At 34.3% G+C, this 17,562-nt stretch carries 18 protein-coding genes; all 18 read left to right on the plus strand.

Annotated elements, in window-relative coordinates:
• Nucleotides 1-13: 13 nt before the first annotated feature.
• Nucleotides 14-3,568 carry a cell wall-binding repeat-containing protein gene (locus LN736_RS14255; protein ID WP_229981793.1) on the plus strand — a complete coding sequence of 1,185 codons (3,555 nt, stop codon included), beginning with the start codon at nt 14-16 and terminating at the stop codon, nt 3,566-3,568.
• A gap of 203 nt (nt 3,569-3,771) precedes the next feature.
• Nucleotides 3,772-5,223, plus strand: coding sequence for a P-loop NTPase family protein (locus LN736_RS14260; protein ID WP_179977676.1), 1,452 nt, complete (start codon nt 3,772-3,774; stop codon nt 5,221-5,223).
• 6 nt (nt 5,224-5,229) lie between these two features.
• On the plus strand, nt 5,230-6,558 hold the full coding sequence (locus LN736_RS14265) for an ATPase, T2SS/T4P/T4SS family (protein ID WP_179977675.1): 1,329 nt from the start codon (nt 5,230-5,232) through the stop codon (nt 6,556-6,558).
• A complete protein-coding gene (locus tag LN736_RS14270) occupies nt 6,551-7,498 on the plus strand; it encodes a type II secretion system F family protein (RefSeq protein WP_179977674.1) in 948 nt (315 codons plus the stop codon). The genes LN736_RS14265 and LN736_RS14270 overlap by 8 nt, the downstream gene beginning before the upstream one ends.
• Nucleotides 7,499-7,509: 11 nt before the next feature.
• Nucleotides 7,510-8,358, plus strand: a complete 849-nt coding sequence (locus LN736_RS14275; RefSeq protein WP_179977673.1) for a hypothetical protein — start codon at nt 7,510-7,512, stop codon at nt 8,356-8,358.
• A gap of 270 nt (nt 8,359-8,628) precedes the next feature.
• The gene (locus tag LN736_RS14280) at nt 8,629-8,838 is read left to right on the plus strand and encodes a hypothetical protein (RefSeq protein ID WP_150358898.1); all 210 of its coding nucleotides are present in this window, start codon (nt 8,629-8,631) and stop codon (nt 8,836-8,838) included.
• A 22-nt stretch (nt 8,839-8,860) separates the two neighbouring features.
• Nucleotides 8,861-9,349 (plus strand): hypothetical protein, encoded by a 489-nt coding sequence (locus LN736_RS14285; RefSeq protein ID WP_179977671.1) that lies wholly within the window; start codon nt 8,861-8,863, stop codon nt 9,347-9,349.
• Nucleotides 9,350-9,367: 18 nt separating this feature from the next.
• Nucleotides 9,368-9,955, plus strand: a complete 588-nt coding sequence (locus LN736_RS14290) for a hypothetical protein (protein WP_229981794.1) — start codon at nt 9,368-9,370, stop codon at nt 9,953-9,955.
• A 78-nt stretch (nt 9,956-10,033) separates the two neighbouring features.
• On the plus strand, nt 10,034-10,690 hold the full coding sequence (locus LN736_RS14295) for an SAF domain-containing protein (protein WP_229981795.1): 657 nt from the start codon (nt 10,034-10,036) through the stop codon (nt 10,688-10,690).
• A gap of 40 nt (nt 10,691-10,730) precedes the next feature.
• Nucleotides 10,731-11,318, plus strand: coding sequence for a metal-dependent hydrolase (locus LN736_RS14300; protein WP_229981796.1), 588 nt, complete (start codon nt 10,731-10,733; stop codon nt 11,316-11,318).
• Nucleotides 11,319-11,361: 43 nt separating this feature from the next.
• Entirely contained in the window at nt 11,362-12,207 is an 846-nt protein-coding gene (locus LN736_RS14305) for a S1 RNA-binding domain-containing protein (protein WP_229981797.1), read from the plus strand.
• Nucleotides 12,208-12,268: 61 nt separating this feature from the next.
• Nucleotides 12,269-13,708 carry an ATPase, T2SS/T4P/T4SS family gene (locus LN736_RS14310; RefSeq protein WP_179977666.1) on the plus strand — a complete coding sequence of 480 codons (1,440 nt, stop codon included), beginning with the start codon at nt 12,269-12,271 and terminating at the stop codon, nt 13,706-13,708.
• Nucleotides 13,709-13,805: 97 nt separating this feature from the next.
• Nucleotides 13,806-14,807 carry a C40 family peptidase gene (locus LN736_RS14315; protein ID WP_179977665.1) on the plus strand — a complete coding sequence of 334 codons (1,002 nt, stop codon included), beginning with the start codon at nt 13,806-13,808 and terminating at the stop codon, nt 14,805-14,807.
• 18 nt (nt 14,808-14,825) lie between these two features.
• The gene (locus LN736_RS14320) at nt 14,826-15,245 is read left to right on the plus strand and encodes a single-stranded DNA-binding protein (protein ID WP_150358961.1); all 420 of its coding nucleotides are present in this window, start codon (nt 14,826-14,828) and stop codon (nt 15,243-15,245) included.
• 164 nt (nt 15,246-15,409) lie between these two features.
• The gene (locus LN736_RS14325; RefSeq protein ID WP_229981798.1) at nt 15,410-16,114 is read left to right on the plus strand and encodes a hypothetical protein; all 705 of its coding nucleotides are present in this window, start codon (nt 15,410-15,412) and stop codon (nt 16,112-16,114) included.
• 122 nt (nt 16,115-16,236) lie between these two features.
• Nucleotides 16,237-16,662: a VOC family protein gene (locus tag LN736_RS14330; RefSeq protein ID WP_179977664.1), complete on the plus strand. Its 426-nt coding sequence runs from the start codon at nt 16,237-16,239 to the stop codon at nt 16,660-16,662.
• 286 nt (nt 16,663-16,948) lie between these two features.
• Nucleotides 16,949-17,218 (plus strand): hypothetical protein, encoded by a 270-nt coding sequence (locus tag LN736_RS14335; protein ID WP_179977663.1) that lies wholly within the window; start codon nt 16,949-16,951, stop codon nt 17,216-17,218.
• Between the two features lie 23 nt (nt 17,219-17,241).
• Nucleotides 17,242-17,490 (plus strand): hypothetical protein, encoded by a 249-nt coding sequence (locus LN736_RS14340; protein WP_229981799.1) that lies wholly within the window; start codon nt 17,242-17,244, stop codon nt 17,488-17,490.
• Nucleotides 17,491-17,562 lie beyond the last annotated feature (72 nt).

Consider the following 17,562-nt stretch of genomic DNA (forward strand, 5'->3'; position numbering starts at 1 on the left):
GGAGATGAATGTGGTGAATATCAAGAATTTATTTGCAAGTGCGGGGCTTATATCATTAGTTATCATTACAGCACTTATTACGGATTCAGCAAAAGTATCCGCAAGCTCCATAACAAGAGTAGGGGGAGAAAACAGATACGCAACAGCCTCCCAGGTTGCCAAAACAAATTGGACAAGTGGAAGTGAGAATGCAGTTCTGGTATCAGGTGAAGGTTATGCAGATTCAGTTAGTGCTTCTGTATTAGCCAAGAAATTGGGTGCACCAATACTTTTGACTCAATCAGCTTCACTTAGTGCAGATGCAAAGAGTGCACTTGAAACATTGAAACCAAAGAATGTATATGTTATTGGTGGAACTGCATCAATATCAAGTTCAATTGAAAGTGCATTAAAATTAGACTACAATGTTACAAGACTTGGTGGAAATGACAGATATGCTACGAATCTGGCAGTAGTAAACAAGCTTGTAGATTTGGGAGTAAGCAAGGACAACATAATAGTAGTAGCAGGAACTGGATTCTCAGATGCATTGTCTGTAGCACCAGTTGCAGCAGCTAAAGATGAAATATTGATTCTTACAGATAATAATGTAGATTCTATAAAATCAACTATTAATTTTGCAAAGGATTCGAATGTTACTGTAGTCGGAACTACAAACGTAGTAAGCGATGCAGTATACAAAGCATTAAAAGCAGACAATAGAATAAATGGTGGAGCAGACAGGTTTGCTACAAACCTTGCTGTATTGAAAGCATTTGATGGAGATTTTAATGCAGGCAAGATTTATGTGGCAAATGCTACAGGGCAGGGCTATGCAGATGCGTTGGTTGCTTCTGCATTAGCAGGTAAGTATTCAGTTCCATTGATACTTACAGATACTGAAGAATCTACTGCAACCAATAAAGCGGTAGATTATATCAAGATAAAAATTAAAAAAAATACTGACCTGCAGGTAGTTGGTGGTACCGGAGTTGTTCCTCAATCTGTTGAAGATAAAATAAATTCTTTATTTGAAAATAATAAAGACAGTAACTCAAATGATAATGATGATAATGATTCGTCGGACAGCAGCGATAAGTCATCAAATAAATTAACAAATGCAACAAATGCAGTCGTTAAGGCTGAAAACTCAAAATTACAGGCAGATGTAGATAGTGCAAAAGCGTTGGTAGATGCTTTGGAAGGCAGTTCGGACAAGACTTCTTTACTTAACAGATTACAAACTGTTCAGGATGAAATAAATCAAGCTAATGCAGGGAAAGAAGCGTTGGATAAAGCCACTGCCGCAGTAACTAAAGCCGAAAGCTCAAAACTGCAGGCTGACGTAAGTAGTGCAAAGATATTAGTTGATGCTTTGGAAGACGGTTCAGACAAAACTTCTTTGATTAACAGGTTAAAAGTTGTTCAAAATGAAATAGATCAGTTGATTTCTCAAGGACAGAAACAGGAACTAAAGGATGCAATTTCAGCAGTGTCAAAGGCAGAAAGCAGTAAGCTTCAAAATGATGTAAATTTTGCCAAAACGTTGGTAGATGCCTTGTCTGATGAAGATACTAAGACTAGTCTTGAAAATAGACTAGAAATTGTACAAAATGAGATAAATCAAATTAATAATCAACAGCAGGCTCTAACAAAGGCTAATGATGCAATAAGCAAAGCAGAGAGCTCTAAGTCACAAGTAGATGTTGACTCAGCTAAAGCTCTGATAATGGCATTGCCAGATAGCACATATAAGACAAGTTTGCAAAACAGGTTAAATGTAGTACAAAATGTAATAGATGCAACATTAGCAGTACAGGAAGCAGAACAGAATAATGGTAATTATGCCCCCTACAATACAGCAAAAGAACTGGTAGATGCATTGCCGGATAGTTTGGATAAAACAGCACTAGAAACACGTTTGTCTAACTTGAAGATACTTATAGATGCAGTTGATGCAGTATTTAATGCAGAGGGTTCATCTACTACGGAAGACTATAATAAAGCTAAAGTATTAGTTGATGCACTACCTAGTAGTTCAGATAAAACATCTCTTGAAAATAGATTGAATACTGTAGATATAATAATAAAATCGAAGGAATACTTAGCTACTGCCCAATCTACATTAATTCAGGAAGATTTGGATAAAGCAATACAGGAGATTGATAAGCTTGACGATAATGTAATTCGAGATGGTTTATTGGAGCAAGCAGAAGATATTCAGAATCAAATTGACACTATGGATGATGAGCAAAAGTTACAGCAGGCAACAGATGCCGTTACACATGTAGAGAGCACTATGACACAGGAAGATTACACTACTGCAATAACGTTAGTGACAGCACTCCCTGATAGTCCAGACAAAAATGGTTTATTAAGCAGGCTAGATGAAGTTCAGTATGAGATAAGCCAAATTAGTATTAATAAGCAAAAATTAGACACTGCCACGGCAGCGGTTATTGAGGCAGAAAATTCCAAGGTGCAAGCGGATGTAGATAATGCAAAGTCACTGGTAGCTGTTCTCAAGGACAGCACGGATAAGGAAGCTCTGCAAGCAAGGTTGCAGGCTGTTCAGGATGAGATAAACCAGGCTGGCACAGGTCAGGAAGCATTAGACACGGCTACTCAGGCCGTCGTAAAGGCTGAAAGTACAGAATTTAAAGTTGATGTTGATAGTGCTAAAGCTCTAGTTACTGCATTGCCAGACAATGGAGATAAGACCTCATTATTAAATAGGCTTCAAGTCATACAGCCAATATTAACAACCCATCAAGAATTTTACGACACAATAAAGAACTCACTACAAAATTTTGATGAGTTACTGGACATATATGTAGATGAAGATGATGCTTACGAGTCTTCAGATAAATATTATTTCTTAACGACAATAGATGAAATTAAAAGGGATAATCCAGATTTGAATGCAGAACTTTTAAGGTATTCCTATCCAACGTCATCGTTGCCAAAAATAACTCAACTAAATGGAATAACAAAATATAAACTTAATATAACTTTCAATTATACTGGCACCAAGGAAAATATGATATCAAAAAGGGAAACTGTAGCATCAAAAGTAAATGAAATAGTCAATTCTGTAACTAATGCAACTATGACAGATTATCAAAAAGAGCTTGCCCTCCATGATTACTTGGTCAATAATTGTCATTACAATTATGACGTTGCTGAAGGAATTGATGTAAAAAAGGAAAATAATCCTGATATCTATACTGCTTACGGTGTCTTGATAAATGGGGATGCCGTTTGTGAGGGATATGCAGACGCAATGTACAGGTTGTTGAAGGCTGTAGGAATTGATAGTATGATGGTAGTAGGAACTGTTTCAAGTGATGGCGGGGTAAGTTATGGAGACCACGCATGGAATATAGTTAAGATAGGTGGTCAGTATTATCAAATGGATCCTACCTGGGATGATCCTACTTATTTTTCCGGACCTAATGAACCAATTCCTGGTTATAATGATCCGACACATGATTACTTCAATGTAACAGATGATTTTCTATCCCGGGATCATACATGGGACAAAAGTAAATATCCTGTATGCAATAGCATAGAGTATTCATACAAATAAAAGATACAAGCAAAAAAATAATTTGTAATGGACAGAGAAGGTTCCTTGATTGTGGGGGCCTTCTTTTTTTTATCCCCAATTTTTGCTGGAGAAAATATTAAATTTTAGCCCAATTATAAGCAAGAAATCGCCATAATTTCTTATCATCGTATTCATTTATACTGAGTGTATACTGAATTTCTACAGAAAGGAGATATAGGCTTTTGATATTGATAGCGACGGGAATAAGTGATTTTGATGAGCAGATAAAAGAAGCAATTGATAGAGAAAATACCCACGGTACAAAAATTGTAGGGTATAGAGAATATCTTACGGGCGATAATGTAAGTTCGGATATTATAATTCTATCTAAAAGACTTCCTGGGGATATACCATTAAGACAGCTTCTGTTTGAACTTAAAAGAGGGAGCAAAACTCAAAGAATTATTTATCTTACAAATCAGGAAGACATAAAAGGTATAGAAGCATGTTTTGAATTTGCCATATATGATTTTCTATTTGATCCAGTAACAGTAGATAATATATTGGATTGTATAAAAAATCCCAGGACATTTACAGATGTGAGTTCCATCTATTTGAATTTTCAAGAAAAAATAGCCAAACATCCCGAAAATGATATTGATAAACCTCTTGTTGATACCAAAAAAAATACCAAAGTAGAAAAACCTATAAGGACAAAAGAAAAAATAAAAGAGGTTGAAAAAATAAGGGTAATCGAGAAAAAAGTGGTAGAAACAAGATTATACAAGCAAAATGTCATATCATTTTATTCTGCTGACAATAATATTCTTGCCAGCTTTGTTCTGGCTAATTCGGCTGTAGCTTTCAGCAGAAAATCCGAAAACAGGATACTTGTTATAGATAATAATACTGTACCCTGCCTTGATCATATGTTTGGAGTAAACAAAGAAATTATGGTAAAGGACAATTTTAATTCTAATTCAATTGATACAGGACTTTCAGCCTGCTATACATCCATAGAAAACTTTACTTTCAATGCGGAATTACTTAAAAAATTTGTTATACCGATCAAATACAGTAAAATAGACGTTCTGACAGGTATATATGACAATAGTGTTTTAAAACAGATGGAAGGCAAGCATTACAAAAGCATTATTGATACGGCCAGGGAAATATATGATGTGATCCTAATATCGGTCAACCCTTTCAAGGCAGCGGCAGGAACAATATATTCCCTGCTAAACAGCGACAAAATAGTGACCGTGGTGGAAGCAAATTATCTTTCGGCAAGAAATACGGTGAATGCTCTTAAAACTCTTGAAGGTACTGGAATTTATAAAGATAAATTTGGAATAGCAGTTGTGGAGGATAATGGAGCTCTGGATATTGGAGTCATGGATAAGATTTTCGAGAGTTATAAGGTTATATCTCAGATACCATTAAGCAAAAATTACAACAAGTCCATAAATACTAAAAAACCTTTGATTGGTTCACTGTATTCTTCAAGAACTGATAAAAATTCCTATGGCAGAATAGTTACTTTTATAGGTCTTTCAAATTCAATTGTGGTAAAGAACAAAACTGAAAATAAAGAGTATGAAAATGATAAAAAAACGAATGTATCTCCCACAAAAGGCATCGGTTTCTGGCTCCTAGGGGATATGAAGAAATTAGCGAGAAGGGGAAGGAGGTAATATACTTTGCCTTTAATAGTAGATTTGGATGATCTTAACTATTTACACCAGGTTTCAAATATGCCGAAGAAAAATTTAAATGAGACTATAGATAATATAGTAGACTATCTTGTTAAAAACTGTGCACTTCTTATAAATGACATAGAAAAAAATAAGAAACCTGTAACCTTAATAAATGATGAAATCCTAAAATATATAAAAAGCAATAAAATTTCAGTAGTATCCCAAAACAATCTTAATATGCTGCTGACATCCATAAACAATTATATCTGGGGATATGGCCCAATTCAATCATTTATCAACGATAGAGATATTTCAGATGTTTATATTTTCAACAAAAATTGTGTGGCCATAAAAAAATATGGGAAACTGCAATTTACAGATATAAAGTTTCCAACTGACAAGTCACTTCTGAATTTCTGCTATAACCTCGCCATAAAAAATGGGGGAAGCCTTTCAGATATAAATGCAAAACAAATTTTATCCGATTCAAAATCACAGAAAGATGCAATCCTTAGAATTGACATAGTTATAGATCCAATTACTTATACAGGCTCGCAGGTTGAAATAAGGAGACTTCCGAAAAAGAAAAAGTCATTTAATGATCTTATAAAAGAGGGAATGCTAAATGCAGAGATACAGAAATATTTAATAACTGCTGTTAAATCGGGACTTAATATAGTTTGGACAGGCCGTGGCGGTAGCGGTAAAACCACACTTATAAATGCATGTCTCGATTATGTTCCGAAACAGGATGTACAGCTTATAATGCAGGAATCCGAGGAACTTTTTACCTCACATAAGGCTACCTTCATGCAAAAAGTTAAAAAGAAACAGGGTGAAAGTGATGTGGAATATACCCTAAAGGATCTCACTATAAATGCACTTCTCATGAGCCTTGACAGGATGGTAATAGGCGAGATCAAAGATGAGGAAGCCATGGAATTTTTTAATGCCGTATACAGCGGCCACATAGGCTGGACCAGTGTCCATTCCCCATCGTCTGAAGAGTGTATGAATAAAATCGTACACCTCATGAAGTATTCAAAGACCGACCTTCCCAGAGAAGATCTTATGGAAATGCTCACGGAGATAGACCTCATCATATACATGGAAGACTACAAATGCTGTGAACTGACTGAAGTTGCAGGGTGGAACGAAGCTAAAAAGAAGCCTCTATTCAACCCGGTTTTCAAATATACCGTAAAAGATAAATCTGATGGCAGCTACAGGGGCGAATTCATAAGGATTGGCGACAGTTGTGAAAAAGTAATGAAAAAAGTAAAAAAGGCCGTTGTTTCAGGAAAACTGAAGGGAGATGGTGACATTGTATAACTGGCTTATTGTTATACTTGAAATTGTAACGATGGTTTTACTGTACAACCTCATTTATATCACTATTTCACATGTCAGAGATGTTAAATTCAGAAAAAAAGTAGAAAATGGATTAAACAGACTTAATTCCAGTGACCTTAGAAAAGACATCCAATATGTATCCAAGAAGAAAAGGTCCCGATACTTACAGGACTTGTCACTATTAATACAGCAGTCAGGATTAAACATCAAGTACAAATTTATAACTCCGGTTTTCGTGATAGTCATATCTTGTGCCATATCAATAATATTTTTCATATTGTCTCAGAAATTTATAAATATACTGGTACCTTCAATTTTCATGGCGCTGATAGGATATAAAGTGCCTTCTGTTTTACTCAATATACTGGTGGGAATAAACTCAAATAAAATAACAAAGAGGATTATAGATTTTATAAACCTTCTTAAAAATTTCTGCATGGTGAAAAATAATATTTCATATGCTATTGCTTCAACAGGAAAGTATATGAAGGAGCCTCTGCAAAGTATATGTGAAAGTTTTAAATATGAGGTCAAGCATGGGATTCCACCTTATACAGCACTTGAAAATATAAAATATAGAGTTGATAGTAATCAATACAGCCTTCTTATAAAGAACCTGCAGATATGTTCAAAGCACTCGAACCAATATCTTGAAGTTCTTAAAAAATCAGAGAAACTTATGATGAGTTTCGCAAAAGAGCAAACTTTGAGAAAAAAAGAGATAAGTCGTGGTGTAATTGGCGTAGCCGCTCTGGTGGGGATGTCAGCTCTTATATTTTTAATGCTTATTTATATGAACCCAGGTTTAATCGAGCAGCTTCAGACTTCTACAATAGGACAAATTATTGTTTCAATCAATGTTTTTGCATATCTGGTAGGAATACTTGTAGTAGAAAAACTTGCCAGGTTTGATTTCTAGGAGGTGCTAATTTGCTTTTTATATTGAAATTGATTTTTTTGGTGGCTTTGTTTTTCATAATATATTTTGAAGCCGATTATCTGTATTTTAAAAACAATAAAAGTGTATTGGAGGCAAAAGGTGAATACAAGAAAAAGTATTACGCCTTCCAGGGGCTGAAGGCAGGCATTGAAAAAAATGAAAGGTTGAAGAACATTATTGAGAAGAAAGATGAAAAGCTTAAGAAAATGGGTAATCCCTTAAAAGTAAACGGGTTTACTTATTATTTGTACAAGTTTGTAATTCTTATCCTGTTTACAATACTTCTCTTGATGAAGGATATGAATAGTTCACTGGTATTTGCACTAGTGCTTGCGGCATTTCTTCCCGATTTTATGATCAATTCTGTGTACAAAAAAGAGAAGTTTCAGATACTTGGAGATTTGCCAAACATAAATGATGTTCTGAACATACAATCGGGGGCGGCAGGAATGGATCTGGGAAGTGCACTTGTTGAAGTATTTGATGTGGCGAAATGCAAAAGACTTAAAAATAAGCTCATAGAACTTTCCATTGAAATATCACTTACAAAAAATATACCAGACGCACTAGACAAGTTTGCAAAAAACTTTGATATAACTGAAATAGACAGCTTTATACTGGCTCTAAAACAAGCCATCACGACAGGACGTTCCAAAGAACTGCTTGACAGCCAGAGTGAACTTTTGAAAGATGCTTCAATTGCCAGAATATCTGCCAAAACCAAAGAAATAAGCATGTGGGTCGGTTTGGTAGGAGGATTTATTTTTATAGGACTTGCCAGCATTATACTTTATAGCTTCGGGGTACAGATTTTCTCAAGCTTTAAAGATATATTTTAATGTAACTGGCAAGAAATCACCCACCTCTCTACATGTGGTGTGATGAATAATAGTCTTTTGGTTTGATTTATACTTATAATCATTCTACGACGGGAACCGCAGGAACTGCGGGATAGCATGAAAAATAAGAGAAACCGCTGTTAGTAAAGAAATATGCTAATAAGTATGCTCTTTTCCCATTAAGCTCTGACTTCAAGCGAAGCTAAGTTGGGGTAGTTCACAGATATATTTTAATAAAAATATTTTTATAAAAAAGGAGGAAATAATCGGATGATTATGCTAAAGGAATTGGTGAAAACACCACTAAGAAAAAGGAAGAAGGGTGATATAACTCATGTACTTGGAATTGTTGCTGTTACTGTTATTATGATTGCAATAGTTATGGCTGTCAAGGGACTTACATGGGCTGACTTGGTAACGCTTATAGATGATTTTGTAACCGGGCCATTATGGAAACATGTTACTGATCCATTCAACTAAATTTATGGAAGGGGGAAGATAAATGTTAAGAAAAGTATTCCCCAAAAGGAAAAAGGGATTTGTAGAAACTATGCTCGGTTCCCTGATAGCTATCTTTGTACTGCTGGTAGTAACATTTACAGCAATAGTCGATATCAAGCCTTTTTATATAAACCTGCAGCTTCACCAGGTGGACAGGCAGGTATCCTTACGTATGGAAACAGATGGAGGGCTGACCGATGATACCAGACAGTACATTGTTGATTCCCTGAGCAAAATGAATGGGTTTGATGCCAGTAAGTTGGAAATCAAGGCTTCAAATACGGCTGAAAACCATTCTCCTAATCCAACCGATGATACCAATTTTGCAAATTATGGCGAGCCTATAAGTCTCACTTTAACTTATAACTATACTCCCAAAAAGCATCATCTGGTAGGATGGACACAGGTAACTACAGAAAATGGCAATGTTATACCCATAACTGTTCACTGGGACACGACAAGTAAAAGAATAAGAACAATAACCCATTAAAAGGAGGGACTAAAAATAATGATAAAAATAGCCAAAAAAAAAGGATCTGTCCAATTAGTCCCTTTATTCTTTATATTACTTATGCTTGTAGGAATATTTTCCTTATTCTTATATGAAAATGTAATTGCAAATGACAAATATTCCAGATTCAAAAACCAGCTAGAAGCTTCAAACCTTGCTGTTGTCAGGAACATAAATCAAAGGCAGCTCAAAGAAACTGGTAAAATAACTTTTAAAGAAACAGATCTAGTTCCGGCTTTTAACACTTTTAAAGAATATCTAATTAAAAATTATAGCCTTGGTTCAAATCTCAATAGCCTTCCTGGAAATACATCGGTTATAGGAAAAGTTTCCATAAAGGATTTAAGAATATACAGTGTTGAAAATGGGGAGCTCAATGAATGGGATTATACAGGCGAGGTATTTAACCATATATCAAATCCTACAGGTAAAACTCCAAATGGCAAACCAGTGGAGCAAACATCGATCTATTCAAAAATAAACTTAAACACATATACAGTACTTAGAGCCGAAAATTCAGGAACCAGCAATTTAAAAAGCTTGGATATAGAAGCATATGATGATTTTGTAACACCTAAAGAATAAGAAGATGGTTGTATGATATTTACAATCATATGTATTTTTTCATTGTTGAATTGTAAAAGGAAAGGATGTGTTTTACAGTTGAAAGACAAAAAAATAGTGGCAATAAGTATAATAGCTGCTGCAGTTATAGGGATCTCTATCTTTTATATTGAAAAGAAAGCCGTACAATATAAACCTACTACTAATGTTTATATAGCAACAAAGAAGATAAATGCAGGCAGTCCGCTTGACAAATCTAATTGTAAGGTCGAAGCCATACAGGTGTCCATGATATCAGCAGGAAGTAATCTAACTCCTAAAGATAATGCTTTAGATGGTAAAAAAATTGCAAAAGAAAATATATATAAAGGTGAAATAGTTAATAAAAACAGAGTGATAAATAAAGAAGATCCACAGGCGGCAGCAATAACATTGAAAAAAGGTGAAGTTGAATTTTCAATCAATGCACAGCTGCTTGACAATTACGCTGGAACTTATAGGGAAGGTGATATGGTAACTATAATTTATACGCCAAATGCAACCAATAAAAATCCAAATCCCAAGTCAAAAGTTTTAATTCCCAAAATAAAGGTTTTAGGCGCAATAGATAGTCAAGGAAAGTTCTTAAAGCCGGGTGATAAGGATGCTCTTGCTGCAGGGCTTAGTTTTTCTGGGACTAATCAAGATATGAAAGCTGTTGCACAAGCTCAATCTTCAGGGATTTTTAAAATAGGAAGATTGAATCCTAATAACTAAAAAATTTTGTCATAAAGTTTGTAAAGGGGTGGTGCCGTGCGTGACAGGTAGAACTCATGCGGCAGTGGGAATTGCTTCTGCTGCCGCTTTAAGTTTAATCTTAAATGTAAAATGTAGTTATGTGTTTTTTATCGGAGCCGCTATTGGCTCATTGACCCCGGATATAGATCTTAATAATAGTACAATCTCAAAATATTTAAATAAAGTAATTATAGCCATGTCTGTTATTTTATCTATTGTCCTATGTGTACACCTTAAACCTGGTATTTATAATCTACAAAATCATTTCATTTCTTCAGGCCTTTTTATAATTTCTATGGCGTCTTTAATTTCAAGACTTACCGGACATAGAATGTTCTCACATAGTTTACTTGGGTTTGGTGCATTTTCTTATGGAATATATATTTTGTACAGACCGATATTTGCAGGTTTTGTTGTTGGATATGCAAGTCATATTCTAATTGATCTTTTAAATTATCAAGGGGAAGCACTCGTCTTTCCATTCAAGGGAAGTTACTCATTTAGGTTATGCAAGGCAGGTGGAATCATGGATAAAAGTATGCTTGTTATAAGTATAGTTGTTCTTATTACTCTTATGGAGAAAGCAAAATGGTCTTTACAGTGGTGATAAATTACGGGAAATAAAAATTATAAGAGAAAGGGTGATTTACATGGTGGATCAGTTTTTACAGGATGTATATGCAAGCCGTCAGAGTAATAAAATCCTGACGGGAGAATTATCTGCTATTGAAATTATAAAGAAGAAAAAAGTTACAGAAGATGGTGAAAAGATAATAGAAATTCCATGTGGAGTTGTTTTCTATGGAAATTTCAAAGTTCTCATACCTTCCAGAGAAATGAATATCAAGCGTGAAGATCAGATGGAAATTTATAATATAATGAAAACTATGATAGGAGCTCCAATTGATTTCATAGTGGTCGAGCTTGATGCCGAAAGAAAAATTGCCGTTGCATCGAGAAAGAAAGCAATGGATTTGAGGTCAAAGCTGGAATTTCCCAAACATGCTGAGGGAGATAAAATTCCAGTCAGAATTGTGGGTATAGGCCGTACTACGGCATATGTCGAAGCTTACGGGGTGGAAGTCAGAATACCAAAAGAGGAAATAGACTGGGGCTATATATCAGATCTTAGAAATGTTATCCAGATAGGAGATGTAAAGACGGCTGTTATCCAGGAAATTGACATGGAAAAAGGCATTTTAAAACTTTCCATAAAGAGAGCTACAGATGATCCGTATTTTGAAAATATCAAGAAAGTTACCAAGAACAGCTGCTATGAAGCTGTGGTAACAGGAGTAGAGTCTTTTGGAATATTTTTTGAGCTGAAACATTTAAAACACGTGAGTGCACTTTGTCCATACCCTCACTGGGAAGGTTTCAATCCAGAGCCGGGTGACACATGCGTCATAAAAATAAAAAGGATTTTCCAATCTGAAGAGCTTAAAATGCGGAAAATAGATGCCAATCTTGTGAGACTTATAAGAAGGGTAAGGTAGGAAATTTTGTAGGGTGGTTAAAAACTAACTGCCCTACAAATATATATGGGAGTGATGATAGATGGCACTTTATAAAATAGATACTCTTGATAGATTGTTAAGATTTATCAGTGATATGGTAGATGATAACCGTCAAAATGTTAAAAATTTGAGTTCATTAAAGGAGATGGCGGGTTTTGGCGATCCCAACAGTAAAGATATTTTAAAAGGTGTAATTATAAATTATATAAACAAGTCGGTGGATACTCAAAATATAAACTTACTTATAGAACAATACCATGTAAATTATTTCGAAAAAGTATATACAGGGGACAATAAAGATTTTGGCATGATAATAAACAGTTTGTGTATTCACAGGGATGACAACCTCAACGTAAAGATTGGGCTTCTGGCACAGATAATATTTCAGGAGCTGTATGGACTTTCAGTGATAGATATATACAGTTACAATGATGTAGATGGTCTGAATGAAATAAACTTAAATACCAAGGATTTCGTGAGCTTTCAGATAAAAGGAAGAAAAGAAAGGGTAAAAAAACTGTATTTTAAGGATGAAGTTTCCTATGAAGATACAATAAGAAGAAGTGTGTCATTTTCCAAACTGGACAATTTTCATCCTCTTGACTTTAATAATCCGGAAGTGAAATGTGAAAGAATTTGTGGTGCCAGGGTAACTGCAGTAATGCCGCCGTACAGCAGGTATTATTCACTCAACTTGAGGTATACGGGGGCCACTTTCTTTTCAAAAGAGTTTTTCATAGCTTCCAGGACTTCAAATTTATATATGGAGGACTTCATAGATCTCATAATGAAAGGCAGGCCTAATATTTTTGTACTTGGCGGACAGGGTACGGGCAAAACAACATATCTTCTAAGGCTCATATCTTCTATTGCAGAGAATGTATCAATTCTTACAATAGAATCCACATTGGAACTTAATATACTTAAATATTTCCCGGATAAGGATGTCAAAAACTTAAAATTCTTCAAGTTGAAATCTCCAGAAGATTGTTTTAAGACAGGCCTTAGGATGAACCGTGATATAATCATAGACGGTGAAGTACTGACCCCTGAAGAGGCCTATATAACCCTGGAGGCAATGACAAGGCAGAATAGGGGAAGTATGGGAAGTTTCCACACTTCCTCTAACCAGGATTTCATATATGACTACAAAAATATGCTTTTACGCGGAGGAATATATAAGACTGAGGAATCCGCACTATATGACATAGCAAGGGCGGTTAATATTCTTATATTCATTTCGATAAACAGGCAGACAGGTAAGAGATATATAAAGGAAGTATCGGAAATGATATTCAAGCCTGAAGATTATCACAGGCCATATGAATTAAGCACATTATTTAAGTATGATAGGAAAAAGGATGAACTTTTTCCGGCAAATCGAATATCCGAAGCTTTTCTTGACAGGGCTATGGATTATGAGTTTACAGAGAGTGATCGCGTTAAATTATATAATTTATATAAAAAAATAAAAATATAAAAAGTAACCCAATTTTAACCGAATTATAAACAAATTTTCAAGTCTGATTTCTGCTGTATAATTGTTACGAAAATATATGAGAAAGAGGTGTGATTTTTTGTTTAGGAAAAGTATATTGGCTACGGCCGTAATGTTAAGTTTAAGTATGCCTTTTCAAGTTTGTGCAAGCCCTTCAAGTCTTTCCTCCGGCATATCTTCAGATACAAACACCCAAGAGTATAAAAATTGGAACGACAATGTGGAAAAACAGATAGAAATTATGGATAACCAAATAGAAGGGAATATTGCTGCTTTGGAAAAATACAATCAAACTCTTAAAAATCTAAACGATGGCATTTCAAAGAATGCAAAGGAGCTGTCCTCTATAAACAAAAGCATAAAAGACACCAGTGATATTGCTCAAAAAAGAATCAGGGAAATGTACGTCACAGGTTTAAGACAAAACTACATTAATATCCTTTTGTCTTCTAAAAATTTCAATGATCTGATTTCAAAATCAATAATTATAAAAACACTAATGGATTTTGATGACCATAATATAAAAAAGCTTGAAAACGACAAAAAATCAAGGGAAAGCATTGTGAAAAAATTGAAACAGAATAAGGATAAAACTGAAAAATTGAAAAGTGATATTTTAAGGAAAATAGATATACTGAATAAACAAAAACAAAACCAGAAAAAGCTTTTGTCAGTTTTAAACAGCAGCGATCCATCAGAATGTGCTGATTTTGAGAATTCACTGTCAAGAGGAAGCTTTACTTCTACAAATGATGTGGTAAATTATGCACTGTCTTTTCTGGGCGTTCCTTATGTATGGGGAGGTACAAGCCCTGAAGGATTTGACTGCTCGGGATTCGTACAATATGTATATGCACATTTTGGTGTTAATATTCCGAGGGTTTCACAGGAACAGCAGAATTTCGGCATACCCGTACAAAGAGGTGAACTCCAACCTGGAGATTTAGTATTTTTTGGTACACCTGCATATCATGTTGGAATGTATATAGGAAACGGTAAATTCATAGAAGCGCCGCATACCGGAGATGTAGTAAAAATAGCAAATTTGGGAAACTACACATCTGCAATGAGGGTTAGATAAAAAATAGGGGTGATATAGATGAATAAAGTTGTTTTGATCGGGAGATTGACCAAGGATCCTGAGCTAAAATTTATACAAAATACTGGTACTGCTGTTGCAACGTTCAATCTGGCCGTAAATAGAAGATTTAAAAAAGAAGGTCAGCAGGAAGCAGATTTTATTCCAATTGTTGTATGGGGAAAACAGGGTGAATCTGTAGCAAACTATATGAACAAGGGAAAGCTTATAGGTGTCAGTGGCAGAATCCAGACAAGGAGTTATGAAGCCAAGGACGGCAGTAGGAGATTTGTAACTGAAGTTGTTTCAGAGGAAATTCAGTTTCTAGAATGGGGAGACAAAAATAAGGCAAAATCAAATACAGGTACAAGTAATGATTTGGCAGATGATTATGACTACTCGGGTATAACACCAGTCGACGATGGAGATATCCCATTTTGATTTTCAGAAAATCAATTGATTATCTGCAGAGGTGATGATATTATGTAAGTACATAATACATTTCAACTTTTTGGTTTTCCAGGATACCTACCACCTTTGGCATCCTGGAATTTTATTTTTTGTGAGTTTCAAATTCCATATCAAAGAAAGGTTCTGAAATAAAAATGAATAAAATTTTGAAAAGCAGGTTGCTTTTAATCATCCTGTTTATACTGGTCAAATCTTTGAATTTCATGCTTGTTGTTATAGATAAATATTGTTTTCCCATTATAGTTACAAGCCTTGTTTTATATAAAATCCCTATATCCTTTTATATATTTCTTGTAACTGCAGTCATGAAAATAGTAATTAAATCAGAAAACCCTGTCAACAATGTCCTGTGTATCAACAATTTCACCCATTCTATAAATATGAATACTGCTGTAAATATAAAAAATATGAAAAACCATAGTACTATGTATGTGCTGAACAAAATTGTAGATGGATTTATAGAAGGATTTGAAATAGCAGCTCTTGATACAAGAAAATTTAAAATTAAAGAGGGGATAGTTTATAAGTTCAGAACCCATGGTGCCGTATATATGCTATTTCAAAAAAAGATGATAAGATCACATGATGAAATTATTGATTGCGGCATGGATTCAATATCTGTGAGAAAGGTCATTGAAGATACCAGGCTAAAAGCATTTAAATCTACCAAGCTGAGTTTTAGTGATAAAATTACGTTTTTAGTTGAACGAATGCTGGTACAATACTCTTTTACAGAGATGTTGAAATTTTTTGAACGTATATACTTTGAGGATATACAGGTGCATGATTTTGAAGCGGTATTCACAGATAAAAAGGTATATATAAAAATAAAAGATTAAGCATAATTGCTTTCCCATATGATATGTTATAATAATTGTTAAGATTTAATTTGAAGGCAAATAGTAATTTGTGGGGCTGTTTTGAACTGCGGATTATTTATATTATTGGAGGTGCTAGTATTATGAGTGATGAACTAAAAATCAAAATGTACGCATTAACGTTGGACTGTAAAGATCCGCATAAATTAGCAAAATTCTATGCAGCGCTGCTCAAATGGGAGATAGCATTTCATGATGAAGAATATACATGCATAGGCGCTCCAGGGACAAATCAGGGAGAGTACCCTGGTATAACGTTTCAGCGGAACCCTGAGTATAAACCGCCTGTGTGGCCGGAAGATCCTGAAGCTCAGCAGCAAATGGCGCATATCGACTTCGCAGTTAATGATTTGGAAAAAGCGGTTCAATACGCAATCCATTGTGGGGCAACAATCGCAGATAAACAATTTTCTGACAGTTGGACCGTTATGTTTGACCCCGCCGGACACCCTTTTTGCTTATGTCAAATAAAACATATTTTTGAAAGTCCCCATTTTACGTTGCTATAGAAAGTTACGAGACTGAATAGTATGAGCAGAATGGGAAGTTGACAAATTTCAAATTTATAGAGATGAAGTCAAAAATAACTTCATAGAAAAACTCAAAAACTAAAATATTAAAAATGGATCATTAATAAGGTCTGTCTAGTGTGGCAGACCTTATTTTTTATTTTATATTTTTTATACTTTAAAATACCACATATTAAATATATAAAGGAAATTGGTAAATGCCTTATATAAGGTAACAATTGGCTTCAGCTATAAAGCTAACAAATAAATGGAGTGTGAAATGTGTATGGGTGTAATTTGCAAAGCAGATTATGTAATCAAAAATAGTAGTAAAAATTATTATGTCAAAAGAGGCTCAAAAGGTATTGTAAGTATAGTAAATGGAAAAATATATGTAAAGTTGCTTAAAACTGAAAAGGGTATAGAAATTAATAAAAGCTCATTTGTTCAAAGAGATTTTCTAGATATTAAAGATTTCAGAGCTAAATGGAAAATTGTTAAAAAAAATAGTATAGTTATATTGATTTACAATCAAACATTAAGAAAGTCAAATTAGTGAAGCAAGGAGGGTTTTATTAAATGGTAGGAGAGAAATTAGAAGAGTATGTGTTAGCAGCAAATAAAGAATTTAGTAAGGATACTATAGAAATGTGTAAAACTCTATTTAATGAATTACCAGAAAAAATTAAAAATGATATTATTGTTGAAGGAGTAATAAACACTTTGAATTTTAATTTTCAAGACAACGAAAAAATAAAAAAATTTATAAATCGAATTTTACTTAAAAATGAAAGGCCATTAATCAAGAAATTTATTAGATATGACTAATATCATATTATGTAAAAATTTTATTGAAAAAAATATAATAATAAAAATTTAGGAGAATTTTCAATTTTGAGG

Origin of the sequence: Clostridium aromativorans (genome assembly GCF_020908015.1) — a bacterium.
Taxonomy (GTDB): Bacteria; Bacillota; Clostridia; order Clostridiales; family Clostridiaceae; genus Clostridium_B; species Clostridium_B aromativorans.